The following is a 20,552-nucleotide window of genomic DNA, read 5'->3' on the forward strand; positions in this document are numbered from 1 at the left end:
CTAGTTAGAGGTGCTCTACAACTACAACATGTTGCAGATAAACATACTACAGATGATTTGTGACTACCATGTTCCTGCGGCGAATTTCAGTCTCCATCCCAAAAATCACGGCGATAGATTAGAAGATTATTGAAAAGCAAAATGTCAATTTTGAGTCAGGATTAGAGTAGAAGCACTACCACCACGGAACTCGGCGGTAGTGCTTTGATCTACGACAAATTATTCGTCATCTAAATCCACTAAACGTGTGTTTCCATGATGAATTTTCTCACGTTGGCGTTGCACCAATGCATAAAATCCAGGAATCAAAAACGTACCGGCAAGCAGCACACACAACAAGCCGCCGACCAGCGAAATCCCCAGCGAGTTTTGGCTGACATGACCTGCGCCAGACGCGAAGATCAGCGGGAAAATGCCGAGGATAAACGACCAAGACGTCATGTTCACCGCACGAAAACGCAGTTTGCCGCCATCAATCGCCGCTTGTTCAATCGGCAAGTCTTTCTCTTCACGTTCCATCTTGGCAAATTCTACAATCAAGATGGCGTTCTTCGCCGCCAGTGCAATCAATAACACCAAACCAATTTGCGCGTACAAGTTCAGCGCGGTTCCGGTCAGGGTCAACGCAATAAACGAGCCCAACGTCGCCACTGGCACCACCAAAATGATCGCCAGCGGAATACTCCAGCTTTCATACTGCGCCACCATGAACAGGTAGATGAAGATCAGCGCCAGTGCAAACGCGTAAATCGCTTGGTTGCCCGCCAAAACTTCCTGATACGCCATTCCGGTCCACTCATATTGGTAACCTTGTGGCAGCGCTTGCGCGGCAACACGTTCCATTGCAGCCAGCGCATCACCACTGGAGTAACCCGGCGCAGGTTGACCTTGAATGATCGCGCTGCGGTACATGTTGTAACGCCACGCCACATCCGGCTCAAACACTTCGCTGTAGCTGACTAAGGTGCTGAGGGGAATCATGTCCCCAGACGCCGAGCGCACGTGGAAATGGTTCAAATCGTCCATTGAGTTTCGATGTTCGCTGTCGGCTTGCATCGTTACGCGGAAGTTTTTACCGAACATGGTGAAGTCGTTGACGTACATCGACCCCAAATTGCCTTGCATGGTTTGGAAGATGTCCGATAGCGAAATCCCCAGCTGTTTGGCTTTTTCACGGTCGATATCGACGTAGTAATGCGGCACGTTGGCACGGAAGGTACTGAATGCGTAAGCGATTTCCGGCTGCTGCATCGCAGTGCGAATCACATCATCCATCACCATGGCCAAATCGTTTCGGCTTCGGCCCAGTGCATCTTCGAGCACAAATTCAAACCCGGAAGCAGCCCCCATGCCCGGTACGGCCGGTGGCCCCATGGCAAATACGATCGCTTGCGGCAAGGTTTGCGCCGCATGGCCGTTGATGCGCATGGAAATGGCGTTCGCCGAGTGATCGCCCGGCAACGCGCGGCGCGTTTCCCAATCATGCAGTTTGATAAACATCGACGCACCGTTCGACGCCGCGGCCCCCGTCATAAACGAGTAACCGTTCGCCACGGTCACGCCATCCACGCCCGGCTCTTTCTCGACCATCGCCATCAGTTGCGCAGTGGTCTCTTCAGTGCGAGACAACGACGCCGAATCCGGCAACTGAACGTTGACCAGCAAAATGCCTTTGTCTTCTTGCGGTACAAACGCGGTTGACGTGTTTTTCGCCATCCAGCTCACCGCACCAACGGCAACCACAAAGAACACGATCAGCATCAGGCTTTTCTTCACCAGAATGCCAGCAATTTGGCCGTAGCGATTCGTCACGTGTTCAAGGCCGCGGTTAAACGCTTTGAACCAACGCGCAGTGTTATCACCGCCCTGCTTCAGCACCATCGCACACAACGCTGGCGATAGCGTTAACGCGTTGATCGAAGAGATCACCACCGAAATACAGATGGTCAGGGCGAACTGGCGATACATGATGCCGGTGATGCCCGGTAGCATGGCCACAGGCAGGAACACCGCAAGCAGAACCAGGGTTGAGGTGATGATGGGGCCGGTCACCTCTTTCATCGCCATCAAGGTGGCTTGGCGCGGGCTGAGCGTTGGGTCTTTGGCCATCGTGGTATCGACGTTTTCGATCACCAGAATCGCATCGTCCACCACGATACCAATCGCCAGAATCAAACCAAACAGTGTCACCGTGTTGATGGTGAATCCGGTCATCAACATGACCGCAAACGTGCCGATCAACGACACCGGAATTGCGACCACCGGAATCAAGGTCGAACGGAAGCTACCCAAGAACAGGTACGTGACCGCAATCACCAGAATAATCGCTTCCACCAACGTTTTGACAACGCTTTTGATCGACTCAGCTACGAAGAGTGTGGTATCATAACTGGTCTCATACACCATGCCGTCCGGGAAGTTACCGCTGAGGGTTTCCAGCATGTCCATCACGGCTTGGCCACTTTCCAGCGCGTTCGCATCCGATTGCAGCGACAAGGCAACAATCGAGGAATCACGGCCACGGAATTTACCATTGCCATCGTAGAACTTCTTGCCCAGCTCAATGCGAGCAATGTCTTTCAGGTAGATGCTCGAACCATCGTTATTGGCACGCAGCACGACATTTTCAAACTCTTGCACCGATTCCAAGCGACCTTTGGTCACAAGGTTAAACTGCACGTCCTGCGCATGGTTGTAAGGCGCCGCACCAATACGCCCAGCGGCAACCTGCACGTTCTGTTCGGCCAACGCCGCATACACATCCGAGGTGGTCAGTTTCAGACTGGCCATTTTCTTCGGATCCAGCCACACGCGCATCGCGTATTCACCGCCGCCAATCACGTTGACTTCACTGATACCTTTAACGCGCGCCAGTTGGTCTTTGACGTTCAAGTTCACATAGTTGGTGAGGAACATGTCGTCGTAACGGCCATCGGGTGAGAAGAAGTTCAGCACCATCAGCAAATCTGGCGAACGCTTTTTCACCGTCACGCCAACCATGCGCACTTCTTGCGGCAGTTTCGATTCGATCTGCGCCACACGGTTTTGTACGTTGACCTGAGCCATGTCCGGATCTGTGCCGACATCGAACGTCACCGTCAGGTTATACGATCCGTCATTGGCACTTTTCGACGACATGTAGATCATGTTTTCGACGCCGTTGACCGAGGTTTCAATCGGGTCGGCGACCGCTTGTTCAACCACCTCCGCGCTGGCGCCGGTGTAGAATGCTGTAACGCTCACCGACGGCGGACTGATTTTAGGATATTCCGCAACCGGCAGGATCGACAACGCGATCGCGCCCGCCAGCGTCAGAATAATCGAAATGACCAGCGCAAATTTGGGGCGCTGAATAAAGAAACGACTGAGCATAACGTCCCCTTACTCTTGAGTCGCAGGCTGAGGACGCACCGTCAGGCCGTTGCGCACACGTTGTAGCCCTTGGGTGATCACCACGTCGTCGCTGCTAATGCCAGACTTAATCACGATGCCTTGCGGCAGTTGCGTGCCCAGTTCAACATTGCGGCGCTCCGCGACATTGCCTTCGCTCAGCACCATCACATAATGACCTTCCAAGTCCATTTGAACCGCTTTGCGCGGGATCACCACCACGTCGCTGGCATGCTTGCTACGCAGCATCACGTTGACATGCTGGCCTGGCAAAAGGCGATGCTCAGGGTTAGGCACCAAGGCGCGCATGGCAATTGTTCCGGTGTTGACGTCGATGCGGTTGCCGAGAAAATCCAGTTTCCCGAGGTGGGGATACAGTTCGCCATTTTCCAGCACCACTTGTACGTCTACGCCGTTCGCTTCGCTCGATCCATCGCCCTGCACTTTGTCCATGGCAAACGCCAAACGCTCACGTTCACTGATGTTAAAGCGGGTACGAATCGGGTCTAGGCTCACCAATGTGGTCAGCACGCCACTAGAGGGCGACAGCAGGTCACCTTGGCTCACTTTGCTGCTACTGATGCGGCCCGTAAATGGCGCGCGAATTTCGGTGTACGAGAGATTCACTTCCGCCAAGTTAAGCTGGGCGCGAGCCGCTTCTACCGCCGCTTCTGCGCCGAGTAAATTGGCGTTCAAGTTATCAAATTCAGACTGAGAAATACTGCCGCGCGGCAACAGAGTTTGCGCACGTTTAAAGTCCATGTCGGCTTTCTTTAGCCCGGCCTGAGCCTGAGCGAGCGCGGCTTTTGCGCTGGCAACTTGCGCCGTAAATGAGGATGGCTCAATGCTGTACAGTAGTTGGCCTTTTTCAACAATTTGACCTTCCGCGAAATGACGCGCTTGCAAATAACCCGTCACCTGCGCGGTGATGGCCGTATCTTCCATCGCTTCCGCGCGGCCAATGTAGGTCGTGCTCGGTTGATACGCCAAAACATCAACGGGCGCCGTCACCACCAACGGGGCGTTGGCCGGGGCAGCAACCTGGGTTGCATCCTGACAACCCGCTAATAAAAAAACCGCTGTCGTAGCGGCGAATAGAGTACTTTTTTTCATGACAAACCAATTTATCGATCTTGATGCATGCAATCTAGGAAAAGGGTTTGCAAGAAATGTCCGAGGATTATCAAGAGAATCGGGGGAATTGTATCAGTCTGTAAGTTCTGAAAATGGCGTGTAAAGGCCAATAAAAAAGGGCGATGAACGCCCCTTTTTCAATAACCTGCACCAATCAATCAGCGGCGTGATGACGCTTGCAGTGCTCGATTGCATTTTCCAACAATTGCAATGCGGTTTGCTCGCATGCTGGCAACGTGGCCTCGCTACGCGACAGCGGTGTGACACGTTCGCCCCATTTAATGTGGCCAGCGCCCCATGTCAGCCCAGCGCCAAACGCTGCCAACAGAAGGTTATCACCCGGTTTGATTTTGCCAAGCTCCAATGCTTCACACAGCGCAATCGGCACCGTGGCCGCCGACGTGTTGCCGTAGTTCTGAATGTTCACAAACGCTTTGGCTTGATCGATGCCCGACAAATCACACAAGGTTTGAATAATGCGGATGTTCGCTTGATGCGGGATCACCACATCAATATCGTCTTTGCTTAGGCCACTGCGCGCCAGCACTTGCTGCGCTGCGGCGCCCATGCCTTTCACCGCACGTTTGAAGATTTCTCTGCCGACAAAATCAAACGTCCAGTACCCGTTCTCTTCATCAAAACGATCCATCGCGGTACCAAATTTTGGCACGGCCAGAATATCACGCCCCGCCGCATCACAGCCGATTTGCGCATCTTGCAGGCCAACCGGCGCTTCTGTGCGGCTCAATACCGCAGCGCCCGCGCCATCACCAAACAGCACGGCAGTGTCACGTTTAGTCCAATCCAAATAGAATGACAGACGCTCTGCACCAATCACCAGCGCATGGCGATAGTTGCTGGCTTGAATCAAGCGTGTCGCGGTTTCCAGGCCGTATACGAAGCCGGTACAGGCAGCATTGAGGTCAAACGCTGCCGCCGCGGTAATCCCTAAGTTCTGTTGCACTTTCGAGGCAATATTTGGGATTAGAGAATCCGGTGAGCAGGTCGCCACAATGATAAGGTCAATATCGTTGGCATCAAGGCCGGCACATGCCAGCGCATGTTTTGCAGCCACAGTCGCAAGATCGGAGGTGTTCACATGGCTAATGCGGCGATTTTCAATCCCGGTACGCGAGCGAATCCACTCATCGTTGGTTTCAAGAAAGGTACCCAGATCGTCATTGGAGAGCGTCGCGGGTGGCAGGCACTTACCCCAACCCGTGATTTCGGCATAAAACTTAGTCATTGTAATCCTGTTTTTTGTTGTCGTTATCTATTGTAATCGCGCAACCTGCCCCCACATGTTGTATTAGAGAAAGTGAGAATGAGCAGGCGAACTGTGTCTCTTCATAACATCACGCACAAAAGAAATACACAATTCGACGACCATTGAAATTTGCGCAAACGCGTAAATTATACGCTGATTTGCCCCCGAACGTTAAGGGTTCAGCCCAACAACCCGCCGTTTCGAAGCCTCGGGGACGCAACCCAGCAACAGATTGAGAGGAAGTTATGACCACATTCAACACACGTTGCCCATCTTGCCACGGCCTGAACCGTGTCCCGACTGAACGCATCTCAGAAAGCCCCAATTGCGGCAAATGTCAGGCCTCGTTGCTTGATGGTGCACCGATTGAAGGCACCGAGGCCAACTTTGACGCCTTATTGCAAAGCGCACAGCCGGTAGTGGTCGATTTTTGGGCGCCGTGGTGCAACCCGTGTGTCGGTTTCGCGCCCATTTTTAGTGACGTGGCGGAAGCTCGCAAAGGCCAAGTTCGCTTCGTGAAAATCGACACCGAAAGCCAGCAGAATTTGGCGGCAAAATTTCAGATTCGCAGCATTCCAACCATTATGGTCTTCAAAAACGGTCAAAGAGTCGATGTGATCAATGGCGCGTTGCCAAAATCCCAGTTTGATCAATGGCTCAACCAAGCGTTAAATAAATAACTCCAGAGCAAAAACAGACAATAAAGTTGGCATTTTTTACTGAATTATGCCAACTTAACCCCTCATTTCACTGCTTGGCAGATTGATAAAATTTGTTAATCGTCAAGACCATAATTTTTCGTTTTACCTTTCCTGTCTTTAGTTCCATATTCGCCGCGAAAATCCCCTGTTCTTCCACTTGATTTCGAGGCTACGCCGTGAATACGTCCGCTGTTCCTGCGCAACGCATTTCAGTGCCAGTCATTGCTTTGGCGCTGTACGCGATCGCGTCTGGCTACTTGATGAGCTTGATCCCGCTCATGCTTTCTCACTATGGACTAGAAGAATCGTTGGCCAGTTGGCTGGCGAGTGTGTTCTATGCAGGTTTACTGCTGGGCGCGATGATCATGGAACCGTTTGTCAATCGTCTGGGTCACCGGATGGCATTTATTTGGTGTTTGGCCATTTTGCTGCTGTCGATTGTGGCATTGCCCTCAATGCCGTTTGCCTCGGCATGGCTGATCACACGCTTTATCGCGGGTGTCGCGGTTGCTGGCGTATTTGTAGTGGTGGAATCTTGGTTGTTGCACGGTAACGAATCTGGTCGTGCAAAACGTTTGGGCATCTACATGGCGTCGCTGTACGGCGGCACCGCAATTGGTCAATTGGGCATCGGCGTACTGGGCATCTCTGGTGGCGTGCCGTTCATTGCCATCACCACACTGCTGCTGTTGGCGTCTGTGGTTTTGATTTACGGTGAATCCGATCAACCGCCAGCACAACATTCTGCCAGCTTGTCGTGGAAACAGATGAGCAAATTGAGCCACGCAGCCATTATCGGTTGTTTGGTGTCGGGCCTCACCTTGGGTGCCATCTACGGCTTAATGCCGGTGGAATTGGCATCCCGTGGCATCGGCAACACACAAATTGGCACCTTGATGGCCTTGGTCATTTTGGGCGCGATGGCGGTGCAACCGATGGTGCCTTGGCTGTCTAAATTTTTGGGGCGTAAATTGCTGATGGCGATGTTCTGCCTTGTGGGCGCAGGTGCAACCGCACTGCCTTTGATTTACTCAGGCCTCAATATGTTGGCGGCCGGTCTGTTTTTGCTGGGCATGGCGACATTCGCGATTTACCCAATTGCGATCAACCTTGGCTGTGACAAACTGGATGCAAGCTACATTGTTTCCGCAACCCAAGTGATGCTGTTTAGCTACAGCGTGGGTTCTGTGGCAGGCCCAGTATTGGCCGACTGGTTTATGCAAGGCACACAAGGCCTATTGGGCTACCTGTTTGTGACCCTGTTGGCAACGTGTATCTACATGTTGATGTCGAGCGTGAAAACCAAACGCGAATGGGTGGCAGGCGAATAACGCCAGCGCATCAAATACACATATCGTATTCAGAAAAGGCAAGCTTCGGCTTGCCTTTTTTATTGGCATGATTCGTCATTGGCGTGATTTGCGCCTGTGAATTGGTGTTTCGTGGCAGAGATTCATTTCACCTGTTGACGCTGATGACGATTGGACTGGTTCGCCGGAGGCTTGGCCGGCACTCGGCGGCGCTCATGCAGCAAGTGACGCACCGCCAAAATGGGATGATGCAGTAACATTCGCGGCCCCGCGTAGCGCATCACCGCTCGCATCTGCGCTTTGGGTTCGGGCTTATAACAATGAATCGGGCAACGATTGCAAGTTGGCTTGTGCTGACCATAGGGGCAGCGATCAAGGCGCACTTCTGCGTAATGTTGCAGCGCGCGACACGCTTCGCAGAGTCCATCCTTACCTTTGATCTCACTTGGATGATGCGCTTTGCAGTATATCTGCAGCATGCCGTGCACCGTTTTAAACTCCGTCAACAACGCGCCGCCCAGCAGCGATGACAATGCCATGTAGCCACCCTTTCAAACCAATCGAAAACCGTGTACGCGGCTGTTGAGCTTACGGCTGAAAACAAGTAAGCTCCGCACCTCGCAACCTTGACTCCCAGAGCCAGAGATGAACCGTAAAAAGAGAATCAACCAAATTTTAAAAACGAAGCTGAAAAAGCAAAACGCGAAACTGCACAACAGCAACAAGCCTCGTTATATTTCTAAAGCTGAACGCGCCAAGATGGAAGCGGAACAAGCGGCCGCAGACACGACCGTGGACGAAAGCGTCACCCCATCAGAGGAGTAACGCACCTTCAATCGTGACGTAGCGATTGGCGGCGTCAACCAAGCTTCTCGCCGTCAATCCAGGTACACCATACACTTCCACTTGCTTGCCGTATTTATCCTGAATGCGCTTGGCCAGAATATCGAAATCCCCGTCACCCGAGACCAGTACCACCGTATCCACGTCGGGTGCCAGCTCAATCGCATCTAAAGTAATCCCAACATCCCAATCCCCCTTCGCACTGCCATCGGAACGTTGAATGTAAGGTTTCAACATCACTTCAAAGCCGATGCCCCGCAAAATATGGTGGAACTGACGTTGGCGGCTGTCGTTGGAGGCAATCGCGTATGCGTTGGCTTTGACGACATGGCGACCGTTCGTCACCTGTTGCCAAAAATGGTTATAGTTAAAGTGTCGCTGGTAGCGTTCTTTGCAGGTGTAGTACACGTTCTGAACATCCACCAAAATGGCAATCGTTTCCATAATTTTCGTCTGTGCTGCGCGGGCTGGTGAACTCGGGCTCCCGAAGGAACGTAAGAGTAACAAGACCCGAATGTCTTAAAAGGCGGTAAGTGTGCGACCTTACCACACAACTTGCCTTGAACGCGAAAGTTGACGTCACGCGGATGCCTGTCATCCAGCCATTGTGACCCTTGTACATCGCCACAGGAGGACGTATGAGAATGAAGTTATGGGCTCTTTGCCTAAGCGCCCTGCCGCTGCTGGCCTTCGCCTACCCACTTAACTCGAATGCATGGTCACATCGCAGCGTGCTGTTCTTCGCGCCGACGGAAGATGATTATGTGCGTCAGTTCTTACTGGAGACCCTGATGCACGAATGTGAATTGGATGAGCGTGACGTTGTCACTATAGTCATCACCGAAGACGGCTTCAGCTATCCCGCTTGGCTTAAACACGAATTCAATCTGCAAGATGTGTCGATGATTTATCGTGTCCCGACCGGCAGTCACACCACGCTACTTGTTGGCAAAGATGGTGAAGAAAAACTACGTTGGGGCAAAACCACCGACTGGATGCAGGTGAAAAAGACCATTGATGCCATGCCGATGCGCCAACAAGAAATGCAGCGACGCGTTAGCCGCTGCCAAATCTGATCAGCCTTTAAACCATTTGAGCTTCTCGTGCAGGCTGGTCACGCTGCCCACCACAATCAGCGCTGGGCTTTCAGCCTGTTGCGCCAACTGAGGCAAAGTAGCCAGATTGCCGCGGTAAACGCGCTGCTGCGCCGTCGTGCCCCGTTCGATAATGGCGCATGCGGTGTCACCGCTTAGTCCCGCGTTAAGCAGTTGCTCGGTAATGTGCGGGCTCTGTTTGAGGCCCATGTAAAACACCAAGGTTTGGTTGCTTTGCGCCAGACATTGCCAGTTAATGGGTTGACCATCTTTTTGCAAATGACCGGTGATAAACTGCACGCCCTGCGCGTGATCGCGATGGGTCAGCGGAATGCCCGCGTAGGCCGTTGCTCCAGCCGCTGCGGTGATGCCCGGTACAACGTCATACGCAATCTGGTTGTCCGTCAGCACTTCAAGCTCTTCACCGCCACGACCAAAGATAAACGAGTCGCCGCCTTTCAAACGCACCACACGCTTACCTTCGCGCGCTTTATTGACCAGAATCTGGTTGATTTGATCTTGCGGCACGCAGTGAAAATCGAGTTGCTTGCCCACATAAATGCGTTCTGCGTTTTGCGGGGCTAAATCCAGAATCGCTTGAGACACCAAACGGTCGTACACCAGCACTTGCGCCTGCTGAATCACGCGCAACGCTTTCACGGTCAGCAGATCCGGGTCGCCCGGTCCGGCGCCAACCAAAGACACAAAGCCAGCGCATGCCTCTGGGCATTCCTCTGAGCATTCCTTTGTGAATAGCTCAGTAGGAAGCGAGGTCGAGTGAGATGTGGGATGAGTCGTCATAGCAGCATCAATCCATTCAAATTTGAGTATAAAAAGTCACCCTCTGCGCCGCTGGCGGTGGAATGATGACTTGTTATCGTCAAACCCCAGTTGTAGTCTCCTCGCTGCGGGTTTACAGCTCGCGAGGGAAAGGCTCCGCTTGCGCGCGGAGCCTCTGCTCAATTATTTAGTGCTCAACGCTGGTGCTGTTTTGGCGTGAGTCAGGTAGAGCGGAATGGCGGTAAACAGCAGACCACCAACAATGTTACCCAGAATGGTTGGGATCAGGTTGAAGTTCAACCAAGTCGCGATACCAAAGTCAGCGCCAAGCATCATGCCCAGTGGGAACAGGAACATATTCACCACCGCGTGTTCAAATACCAACGCGAAGAAGATGAAGATGGGCAGCCACATGGCGGCAATTTTACCCGCGACGCTGCGTGCGGTCATGTTACCAATCACGCCCAGACACACCATCAGGTTACACAGAATGCCACGCACAAAACAGGTGATCCAACCGTCTACGCCCAGATTTTCAAACCCCACCGTCCGTGCAGTGGCCACTTTAATAAAAGTTTGACCGACGGCGTTCGGCTCAACACTGAAGTTCATGGTCAGTGAAAGCGCAATCAACGCTGCGACAATCAGCGAACCGATCAGGTTACCCAGACCAACCAAACCCCAGCAGCGCAGCACGCGTCCCCACGTAGCCCCTGGGCGGTTGTCGAGTTTTGCCAGCGGCGCCAGGCCGAATACGCCAGTCACCAGGTCATAACCCATGAGGCTCAGAATACAAAAGCCCACCGGGAAGACCAGCGCGCCCACCAAGCCAATGCCGGTTTGAGTAATGGCAGTAATCGCGACGACAACCGCCAAGGAGAGAATGATCCCGGCCATGGTGCCGCGCAAAATCAAATCACGCGCCGCAGTTTTGATTTTGGCTTCGCCAACGTCCACCATGGTTTGAACAAATTCAGCGGGTTTTAATGCAGACATAAGTGTGTCCCTATCTAAAAAGTGAAATTTAAAAGTGAAAATTGAATAGAGAAAGGCATCGAGAACATCGCTATAAACGGGGGCTGATGCGTCAAGAAACCTTTGTCTATTGAATCGTCGATGGAGCGACATCCCTCCTCCGCAGAGGAGGGATGGTCTGATTACGCGGCGATTTCCACGTCACCGTTCACCACTTGGGCGCGGTACGCTTTCACGCTGAACTGTGCATCTTCCATACACAAGCCCGTGCTCAGATTAAAACGCTGCTTTTTCAGCGGGCTGGCGACCCACAGCTCGCCTTGATGTTCACAAATCAAGCCGCGCGACAGCACATTGGACTGAAAGTACGGGTCCGTATTGCTGATCGCCAATACCGCTTCGGCCTCAGTTGGACGAAAGACGGCAACCTGCTCGCCATTGACCAGTGCACATACGCCGGTGCCTGGAATGATGTCGTTGATGTGACAGATTTTTTCAAAAGACATGATCCACCTTCCCTTATGCTTCAGTCGCCGCGACGTGCAGAATGTCGCCTTTGGCTTGCGGATGTTTTTCAGTAAATGTCGCCGGACGATGCTGCGCACGCTCTGGCACAAACACCACGTTGTCATCACGCTGGTCTGAGTTAATGAAGTGCGCGAAACGCGTCAGTTGCGATTCATCGTTAATGGTCGCCGTCCACTCACATTCGTACTCGGCCACCAGTTTGGCAACGTCGGCTTCAAGCTGGTCGTTGATGCCCAGTTTGTCGTCCACAATCACTTCGCGCAGGTAGTCCACGCCACCATCCAGATTGTCCATCCAGACTGAGGTACGTTGCAGCGGCGCCGCGGTGCGAATGTAGAACATCATGAAACGGTCGATGTATTTAATCAGTGTTTCACGGTCAAGATCGCTTGCCAGCAAATCCGCGTGACGCGGTTTCATGCCGCCGTTCCCACACACGTACATGTTCCAGCCCGCATCAGTCGCGATGATGCCCAGATCTTTGCCTTGCGCTTCCGCACACTCACGCGTACAACCCGACACACCAAACTTCATCTTGTGCGGCGTACGAATGCCTTTGTAGCGATTCTCAATAAATGACCCTAAACCGACGGAGTCTTGCACGCCGTAACGACACCAAGTTGAACCGACGCAGGTTTTCGCCATGCGCAATGCTTTGGCATAGGCTTGACCGGTTTCAAATCCAGCTTCAATCAGTTTGCGCCAGATGGCTGGCAGGTCATCTTTCTGCGCACCGAACAGGCCGATACGCTGCGCGCCAGTCACTTTGGTGTACAGGTTGTACTCTGCCGCCACGGCCGCGAGCGCGGCCAAGGCTTGCGGCGTCACTTCACCGCCCGCCATACGAGGAATAACCGAGTAAGTGCCGTCTTTTTGAATGTTGCCAAGGAAGTTGTCGTTGGTATCGTGCAGCTTCACCAGTTGGGGTTTCAGAATGTGCTCGCCCCAGCAAGAGGCCAGAATTGAACCCACCAACGGTTTACACACTTCACAGCCGTAGCCTTGGCCATGTTTTTCCAACAGCTCATCAAAGGTTTTGATCTCTTCGATGCGAATCAGGTGGAACAGCTCTTGGCGTGAATACGCAAAGTGGCCACACACATCGTTTTTCACTTCGATGCCTGATTTCGCCAGTTCCGCATTCAGTACCGACGTCACCAGTGGAATACAGCCACCACAACCGGTGCCAGCCCCCGTCGCCGCTTTGACTTCTGCCAACGTATGACACCCATTGGCCACCGCTTGCGCGATTTTGCCTTTGGTAACATCGAAACAAGAGCAGATCACCGCACTTTCTGGCAGCGCGTCGGCGCCCAGAGCGGGTTTCTCTGCGCCAGCATGGGCGGGCAGAATCAGCGTATCCGGATGTTTTGGCAGCTCAATTTCGTTGAGCATCAGTTGTAGCAAGTCACCGTAGTCAGCGGTGTCGCCCACCAGCACAGCGCCCAGCAGTTTTTTACCATCTTCAGAAACGATAATGCGCTTGTACACTTCCTCTTCTTCGTTCTGGTAAACGTAGCTTTTGCAATTGGGCGTGCGGCCATTGGCATCACCGATGGAGCCCACTTTCACGCCCAATAATTTCAGTTTGGCGCTCATGTCTGCGCCTTCAAAACGGCTATCGTTACCGACGATGTGATCCACCGCGACGGTCGCCATTTTGTAACCCGGCGCGACAAGACCGAAAAATTTCTCGTTCCACGATGCACATTCGCCAATGGCGTAGATATCCGGATCGGAGGTTTGGCAGTGATCGTTGATGGCGATACCACCGCGCGGTGCGATGTCTAGCCCCATTTGACGCGCCAGCTTGTCTTGCGGACGAATACCAGTTGAGAACACGATGAAGTCCACTTCCAGCTCAGAGCCGTCGGCAAACTTCATGGTGTTGCGCGCCGTGGTGCCTTGCGCCACGATTTCTTGCGTGTTTTTGCTGGTGTGAACCTGCACGCCCATGCGCTCAATTTTGTTACGCAGTTGCAGGCCACCTTGCAGATCCAACTGCTCAGCCATCAACACCGGGGCAAATTCAATCACGTGGGTTTGCACGCCGAGCGCTTTGAGTGCGCCAGCCGCTTCAAGACCCAGCAGACCACCGCCGACCACCACGCCACTCTTGCTTTTCTTTGCGCACGCTTCGATTTCTTTCAGATCTTCAATGGTGCGGTAAACGAAACAGTCTTTGCCTTCGTTACCTTGGATTGGCGGGACGAACGGATACGAGCCGGTGGCCAGAATCAGTTTGTCATATTGGACTTCACGGCCCGCACTGGAGTAAACCGTGCGCTGCTCGCGATTGATGTTGATTGCACGTTCACCCATGTGGACTTTGATGCCGTGCTTTTCATAGAAACCCGTTTTAACCAGCGACAGCTCTTCTGCGGTGTGGTGGGAAAAATAGGAGGAAAGGTGCACGCGGTCATAGGCGACGCGCGGCTCCTCACAGAAAACAGTGACGTCGAGTTCAGACGCATCCATCTTCTCCACGAGATCTTCGATATAGCGATGGCCGACCATGCCGTTACCGATGATCACTAGCTTCAACTTGCTCATACGGATTCCTAGATAATTGTCATATTTCGTTAAGCAAGATTGTTAATTATGAAAGAAAATGAATTCATGATGTAAATCAATTACAAAATTAAACTACCCTAAAGGGGTAGCATGGTGATTCACAACTCATTAACAGCAAGGCATTTGCCATCACACCTTCGCCATTGTTCGGGGTCATTCAACCAAGGCAATCATTACCAAATTGAAAGTAGCAGACAAAAAAATAGGTCACCCGAAGGTCACCGATACTTTCTGAACCCAGCGCAATCAATCATGGCTGGATGGATTGCATCTGTTCATCGTGTAAGTTGGCATAAAAGTGAGCATTGATGCCTCACGAGCCCGTGAAATACGGCCTTCGCGCCATAAAAGTGTTTCATGTGTTACATGCTAATGTAACAGTTCACACCACCGCACCCGCGCCGTGGCCTTTTGCTAACTCATTCGTTTATCTCGCGTTTTATACGAAACGATGAGTTTCATGCCACATCCCATCAACCATGATGTGACACCGCAAGTGTCCGCGGACAGTTCACCAAATCACAATCCTCATGATTTTCAATCCATTAAGATCAGGATCGCTTCTTGCCTTTTAACCCGCATCCGCCTTATCGGCAGACCCGTTTCAAACGCTACCAGCAATTTGGCCTTTGAAGCAGATCACGTAGTTTGACCCGGTCATTCAGCCGTATCACACCATGCGACTTGCTCAACGTCGCTGACTCTTTGGAGAAAAAGTCATGAAACACATTCATTTAAAAGCGCTTGTCCTTGCCGCAGCTTTGGCTGCTTCAAGTGTTGGTGTCAGTTTTGCCGCAACATCGAACCACGCAAACCAAGCACCCGGAGCCAACACCATCATCACCATGCCAACCACATCGTACCGGCCTTGTGACGAACCCGATACCTGTCGTGATTTGGGTTAACAGTGCATCCGACAGGCACCGTTTCAATCACTAACCAAGGTGCTTGTGCGCTGGTCATGTTCGGTGCCAAGCCCTGATATGCGGTAAGCGTCATCACTTACCGCCTTGCCTTGTGCGAAAGCACATAAGGAGCAATAAGATGAACATCATACAGGCTCGGAAGTTCCTTCTGGCCGGTATCAGTGCGTTATTTGCAGCGTTACTCAGCTTTTCCGTGATGGCTTCTCTTCCAGGATTGGATCATGAAGAAATGGAGATGGATGGTAACGTTGAAGATACAAACTTTGATGGTCTTCCAGACTGGGAAACCATTAACGACCAAGCCACTTTGGTCGGTATCGCAGAGTTCTTCCAAAAAGATAAAAACGGCACCGACGAAATCTTCTGGAAAGGTAGTTCCAAAGATGAAATCGACATCATCGAATGGTGGTTCCGTTCCGGTTCACCCCAGCCAAAAGATGACTTTACCAACGCTTATGCTGCGGCGTTTTACAACGATCAAGGCGAATTGTTGCTGTACTACGGTGCCGATCGCTACGCCAACAACGGTGATATGTACGTCGGTTTCTGGTTCCTACAAAGTAACGTCGGCATTCCAGAAGGTCAGGCACGGGGCGAGTTCTACGGCGCTCACGCTGACGGCGACATCTTGGTGTTGATCTCGTTTCCGCAATCGGCCGCGGGTAAACCTTACATTCAAGTATTGGAATGGCAAGGCGGCAGTGGTGATGTAGCCACCAACTTAGTTGAACGGTTTGTCACCTTTGGCGATCCGAAAGATCCAAGCTTTGTTGGCGCCAAATGTGGTGAAAGTTTCCTTGGAAACGACTTGGTGTGTGGGATTGCCAATGAAGAACCGGTGCCCTTACCCAATGTGGCAGGCTGGACTTATCAAGCCAAAACCGGGGAAACCAACGAGTTTCCATATGAATCGTTTGTCGAAGGCCGCCTCAATCTGAGCAAACTCTTTTTAGGCCGTGACATTCCTTGTTTCTCCAGCTTCTTGGTGGAATCGCGTGCTTCACGATCCATTGATGCCAGTTTGGCTGACTTCGTCGTCGGTAGTTTTGAGTTGTGTAGTATCGATGTGTCGAAAACCTGTAGCACCGCCAGTTTTAATAACGATGGTACGTTCAATGTGGACTACACCATTCAAGTGAAAAACACTGGCCCAGGGACCATTGATGGCTCCCAAATCGTGACCATTGATGACACCCCAAGTGACGGCACCCCATTTATGCTGACCAATAGCGCGGCAGGTTACGGCGCTGGCTCAGTCTGGGAAGTCAACGAAGTGCTCAACATCATGGGTTCGTACGTGTCTGATGTGAACGGGGGCACCAACTATGTCACCGCCAGCGTCACCACCGGCCCAACGTCATCCATTTCTGATTCGCTGGATGCAGCAGTGCCGTGTGATGCGTTGCAATTGACGCCATTGCTGACCATCAGTAAAGCCTGTGATGCGTACCTCGAAGCCACGGGCGGACTATTGGCCGTCGCGAAACAGTATGAAATCGAAGTGTGTAACACCGGTAACGTCCCATTAGACGTCACCAGTTTGACCGATGACAAAGACGCCTCACTCAATGCCAGCTTCGATCTGGATTATGCACTGAGCTGTAATGACCCATCCGATACCAGTTGTGGGGCGGGTAATGAATGTGCGCTGTTTAATTCAGAAAGCAACCTGTACGCCTGTCGAAATACCGCAACCACGGAGTGGATGCCAGCAGGCAGCGGTGGCGACATTTGTGTGGTCACGTCCGGTTCGTACTACCCAAGTTCACTGGCTGAACTGGTGGGCATGAACGGCACATTGTCGAATCAAGCGACAGTCAAAGCCACATCGCCCGTCGCTGATACAGGCTTGCTGAGCACCGTCGGACAACAATCCGACCCAGCAACCTGTGATTTGTGCCCAGCACCAACCACACCGCCAGCCTCGAATTAATGGGCTGACAAACAGTGAATGAGCTGACACGTAAAAGGGGCGATAAATCGCCCCTTTTTATGCAATGGAGATAACTGATGCAATAGATACCGCGCTGGATGATGGTCTGTTGCGATCCGTTTAACGCGTTTTACCTTTCCCGCCTTTTGACCCCGAAGTGGTCTCTGAACCGGAACCGGTACTGCTCTTTTGCAGCTCGATGTTCACGGTCGCGGTCGCGGTGTCGGTTCCATCAGTGATGGTGTAAGTAAAACTGTCCGTCGACTTGAACGATTTCGCAGGCACGTACGTCAGCGTACCGTCACCATTGGCATAGACCGTTCCTTTGCTGCCTTGACCAACCGACACCAGTTGCAAGTTGTCGCCATCGGCGTCGTAGTCATTACTCAGCACATCAATGGTGACCGCGGTGATGCTGTTGATGATGACCGTTTCACCCATCGCTTGTGGCGCTTGGTTGGCCGTGCCAGTGTCGCTGCTCGTCACTCGCACTTGATTGGTCGCACTGCTTGTGGCGCTACTGCCTGAGCGTTGCGCGTTTGCTTGCACCCAATAGTCCGTTGCGTCTGCGTCGCTTGGCACCATCACACTCATGCTCACTTGCTGCGTTTCACCCGGCTGTAAGGTCAGTTGGGTTTGACTCAAGTCTGCGCTCCATCCGGTGGGCAGCGTGTCACTGAACGTGAACGTTGCCGAGCCACACTCGCTGGTATCATTGTTGGTCACCGAGTACGTGAATTGGACGGTATCCCCCGCCTGAGCATTGACGATCGCGGTGCTGCTGGCCGTCAGTGTCGCCGATTCAACTGTGCACGTTGCTGCGCTTTCATTGCCATACAGCACCTCCAACGTGACACTGGCAGCGTCTGACGACACCACGCTGATGCTGATACCGTTATGTGCATCTTGGTAGGTCTGCCCCGGATGCAAGCTGATGTCATACCAATCCGCCCCTTCATCAGTCGCGCTTTCTGGCGTGGTATCCAGCAACAAACTGCTGCTTGGCGTGTTGTCTGTGCCTTCACGCAAACGCACGCCATCCAGATAGTGCGCATAGTAAGTCCCAAACGCACCATCAAACCCAACCGCTTGACGGTATTCAATGTAGTACCATTCCGCATTGCCGCTGGCATTGATGCCCTTCAACACTTTCAGCGTTTTGGGCGCGCTGTTATCGCTTTCTTCAAACACCGACAACGTCACCAAGCCGCTGCTTTGCAACGTCACCACGCGGTTGTCTAACCAGCCCAACTGCTCTTTGTGGAAGCTGTTGAAATGCGTGGTGTAGGTTGCGTTCCCCATGGCGCTTAAGGTATCGCCATACTCGGTCACGGTGCAATTGCTGCCATCGGTGACGGCCGTGCCACACTCTTTTTTGTTGGCATGATACAGCCCCAAGTTATGGCCCAGTTCATGGAATACGGTGTCGGCGGCAAAGCGGCGAATAAAGGTATTTTTGCCCGACACTTCTGCCTTGCCCGACCAAGAACACGCGCCGTAGTAAGGCATCAGGTACATCACATGATCATAGGCGTTTACGTCGTAGCCACTGCTCGCCAAAACGGTTTGTGCTTTCATCGCCAGATCCGGTGTTTTGCAGCTGGTGGTGTCGTAATCAACCACAATGGAAGGCGCAACCTGCCCTGTCAGGCTCATCGCGCCGTAAGAGGTTTCTTGGAAAAATTGATTGGCTTGGTTGAGCACCAGCTCACTGATCTCCGACGTGGTGTAACGATCAACGTCATAAGATGGCGCATGTACTTCGACGACTAAAATCGTGCGCTCGCCACTGATTGCCGTTGCGTTGGTTGACGTCACTGTGGTTGTGGTTGACGAAGACGACCCCGTAGATAAAAGCGTGATGCCTTCATCGTCGACAGCGAACTTGTCGTTGTTCGCTTGACCGTGCAAACGCACATGCTGACCCGATTTCAACCAACCGGGATTGTGGGCTAAGGCGATTTCACTGCGATTGTTCTGATTGTCGATGAGCCAATATTTCAGCTGACTATGACCTTGAAAATCTTCATACTCGATACTTAACGTCCCTTCCAGAGCAGTGGTTTGTGCTGCGTAAGCGGTATTTACAGACATAAGGACGCCGATGGACGCAAACAGGCCCAGCGAAAATTGGTTCATATCAAACCTCGCGGTAAAGCAAAAACACAGAGAAGAGTCATTCGAGTTTGCGACAGCAAATCGCTGATATAAATAAAATTGCATACCACTGCAATTTTATTTAATGATCAGAGAAATATCTCTACATTTATAGGGTGTATAACAGTTTCATTGCAATCGCGTACATACATTCAATTGCAATGACGATCTTGTGAATTAAATTAAATCTAAATCCCCCTCAATATAAACCAATGAATATTGAGAGCATCACTAAATCATAAAACTCATGTCACTCACGAGATGCTTTATCAGTAACCAGTCGCATATTTCTATTTAGCTTGCCGAATAAAAGACCTCTTGAGCGGTGAGAATACTAACAAAACCACTGGTTAAAATTCAACCAATTTTATTTATAAAATGATAAATAAATAGAAATCAACGGAGAATCAAAAACCTATAAATCAAAATAAATGGTGAGATTTCATTTTCTATCAAATGAAGAAAAATTAGACTAACAGCTCGAAAAAAGACAACATTCCTTTGTCATGAATACAATAAATATCAAAAAGTTGCTTCACGAAATGACAAACTTTTGACAATGACAAAAAAACGTCATCCTATCTGTAGATGATATTTAATTCAGAGAAAGAATACCATTATACGACGATATACACATGGCAACACATCGATCATAAACAGAGAGCATGAATTTTATTAATTGTCGATATCATATTGCCTTTTATAAAATCTAAAAAAATTAAAACCCCGAAGATTAACACACTCAATAAAATACCAGTTATTTAAAAAACAAACTGCATTTAAATGATTCATCAACATTCCAACTTTGATATTTAAATCCGCTACGTCGTTGTTTCTAGCTTCAATTTTTCTCATTCGTACGGCATCATCAACGCAGCAAAAAAAATAAATGCGCTTGCTCATTCATTGCCCTCAGATGGTTTATTTAAAGAACTTCCTC

16 protein-coding genes are annotated in these 20,552 nt (G+C 51.5%); 6 read left to right on the forward strand and 10 right to left on the reverse strand.

Annotated features, from left to right (window positions below; all coding sequences use genetic code 11):
- Window positions 1-219: 219 nt before the first annotated feature.
- From ACS18Q_RS19340 to ACS18Q_RS19350, 3 genes are all read right to left on the reverse strand, one after another.
- On the reverse strand, window positions 220-3,372 hold the full coding sequence (locus tag ACS18Q_RS19340; protein ID WP_441257696.1) for an efflux RND transporter permease subunit: 3,153 nt from the start codon (window positions 3,370-3,372) through the stop codon (window positions 220-222).
- A gap of 9 nt (window positions 3,373-3,381) precedes the next feature.
- On the reverse strand, window positions 3,382-4,503 hold the full coding sequence (locus ACS18Q_RS19345; RefSeq protein WP_038151608.1) for an efflux RND transporter periplasmic adaptor subunit: 1,122 nt from the start codon (window positions 4,501-4,503) through the stop codon (window positions 3,382-3,384).
- Window positions 4,504-4,678: 175 nt separating this feature from the next.
- On the reverse strand, window positions 4,679-5,770 hold the full coding sequence (locus ACS18Q_RS19350; RefSeq protein WP_143680004.1) for a ketoacyl-ACP synthase III: 1,092 nt from the start codon (window positions 5,768-5,770) through the stop codon (window positions 4,679-4,681).
- 266 nt (window positions 5,771-6,036) lie between these two features.
- Here ACS18Q_RS19350 and trxC point away from each other — a divergent pair, with 266 nt between their 5' ends.
- Together trxC and ACS18Q_RS19360 are read left to right on the forward strand one after the other, a co-directional pair.
- Window positions 6,037-6,471, forward strand: coding sequence for a thioredoxin TrxC (gene trxC / locus ACS18Q_RS19355; RefSeq protein ID WP_004726871.1), 435 nt, complete (start codon window positions 6,037-6,039; stop codon window positions 6,469-6,471).
- A 197-nt stretch (window positions 6,472-6,668) separates the two neighbouring features.
- Window positions 6,669-7,823, forward strand: coding sequence for an MFS transporter (locus tag ACS18Q_RS19360; RefSeq protein WP_441257697.1), 1,155 nt, complete (start codon window positions 6,669-6,671; stop codon window positions 7,821-7,823).
- A 122-nt stretch (window positions 7,824-7,945) separates the two neighbouring features.
- Here the strand turns inward: ACS18Q_RS19360 and ACS18Q_RS19365 are convergent, their stop codons facing one another.
- On the reverse strand, window positions 7,946-8,341 hold the full coding sequence (locus ACS18Q_RS19365; RefSeq protein WP_238770069.1) for a nitrous oxide-stimulated promoter family protein: 396 nt from the start codon (window positions 8,339-8,341) through the stop codon (window positions 7,946-7,948).
- Between the two features lie 106 nt (window positions 8,342-8,447).
- Here ACS18Q_RS19365 and ACS18Q_RS19370 point away from each other — a divergent pair, with 106 nt between their 5' ends.
- Window positions 8,448-8,627, forward strand: a complete 180-nt coding sequence (locus ACS18Q_RS19370) for a DUF2986 domain-containing protein (protein WP_158141805.1) — start codon at window positions 8,448-8,450, stop codon at window positions 8,625-8,627.
- Here the strand turns inward: ACS18Q_RS19370 and ACS18Q_RS19375 are convergent.
- A complete protein-coding gene (locus ACS18Q_RS19375) occupies window positions 8,616-9,089 on the reverse strand; it encodes a LabA-like NYN domain-containing protein (protein ID WP_004726875.1) in 474 nt (157 codons plus the stop codon). The two genes, ACS18Q_RS19370 and ACS18Q_RS19375, sit on opposite strands and share 12 nt — an antisense overlap.
- Before the next feature lie 200 nt (window positions 9,090-9,289).
- On the opposite strand from ACS18Q_RS19375, the gene ACS18Q_RS19380 reads away from it, so the two are divergent.
- A complete protein-coding gene (locus tag ACS18Q_RS19380) occupies window positions 9,290-9,721 on the forward strand; it encodes a DUF4174 domain-containing protein (protein WP_154179787.1) in 432 nt (143 codons plus the stop codon).
- On the opposite strand, the gene cobA is transcribed toward ACS18Q_RS19380, so the two are convergent.
- From cobA to nirB, 4 genes are all read right to left on the reverse strand, one after another.
- Entirely contained in the window at window positions 9,722-10,444 is a 723-nt protein-coding gene (gene cobA, locus ACS18Q_RS19385; protein WP_441257698.1) for a uroporphyrinogen-III C-methyltransferase, read from the reverse strand. It abuts the gene before it with no gap.
- A 258-nt stretch (window positions 10,445-10,702) separates the two neighbouring features.
- Window positions 10,703-11,515 (reverse strand): formate/nitrite transporter family protein, encoded by an 813-nt coding sequence (locus ACS18Q_RS19390; protein ID WP_004726878.1) that lies wholly within the window; start codon window positions 11,513-11,515, stop codon window positions 10,703-10,705.
- A gap of 161 nt (window positions 11,516-11,676) precedes the next feature.
- Window positions 11,677-12,000 carry a nitrite reductase small subunit NirD gene (gene nirD / locus ACS18Q_RS19395; RefSeq protein ID WP_004726879.1) on the reverse strand — a complete coding sequence of 108 codons (324 nt, stop codon included), beginning with the start codon at window positions 11,998-12,000 and terminating at the stop codon, window positions 11,677-11,679.
- A 13-nt stretch (window positions 12,001-12,013) separates the two neighbouring features.
- A complete protein-coding gene (gene nirB, locus ACS18Q_RS19400; protein ID WP_158141803.1) occupies window positions 12,014-14,575 on the reverse strand; it encodes a nitrite reductase large subunit NirB in 2,562 nt (853 codons plus the stop codon).
- A 740-nt stretch (window positions 14,576-15,315) separates the two neighbouring features.
- On the opposite strand from nirB, the gene ACS18Q_RS19405 reads away from it, so the two are divergent.
- Both ACS18Q_RS19405 and ACS18Q_RS19410 read left to right on the forward strand, forming a co-directional pair.
- Window positions 15,316-15,501, forward strand: coding sequence for a hypothetical protein (locus ACS18Q_RS19405; RefSeq protein WP_041943187.1), 186 nt, complete (start codon window positions 15,316-15,318; stop codon window positions 15,499-15,501).
- A gap of 139 nt (window positions 15,502-15,640) precedes the next feature.
- On the forward strand, window positions 15,641-17,455 hold the full coding sequence (locus ACS18Q_RS19410; RefSeq protein ID WP_441257699.1) for a hypothetical protein: 1,815 nt from the start codon (window positions 15,641-15,643) through the stop codon (window positions 17,453-17,455).
- 120 nt (window positions 17,456-17,575) lie between these two features.
- On the opposite strand, the gene ACS18Q_RS19415 is transcribed toward ACS18Q_RS19410, so the two are convergent.
- Window positions 17,576-19,594 (reverse strand): Ig-like domain-containing protein, encoded by a 2,019-nt coding sequence (locus tag ACS18Q_RS19415; protein WP_441257700.1) that lies wholly within the window; start codon window positions 19,592-19,594, stop codon window positions 17,576-17,578.
- Window positions 19,595-20,552 lie beyond the last annotated feature (958 nt).

Source organism: Vibrio sp. Vf1514, from assembly GCF_052076135.1.
Lineage (GTDB): Bacteria > Pseudomonadota > Gammaproteobacteria > Enterobacterales > Vibrionaceae > Vibrio > Vibrio furnissii.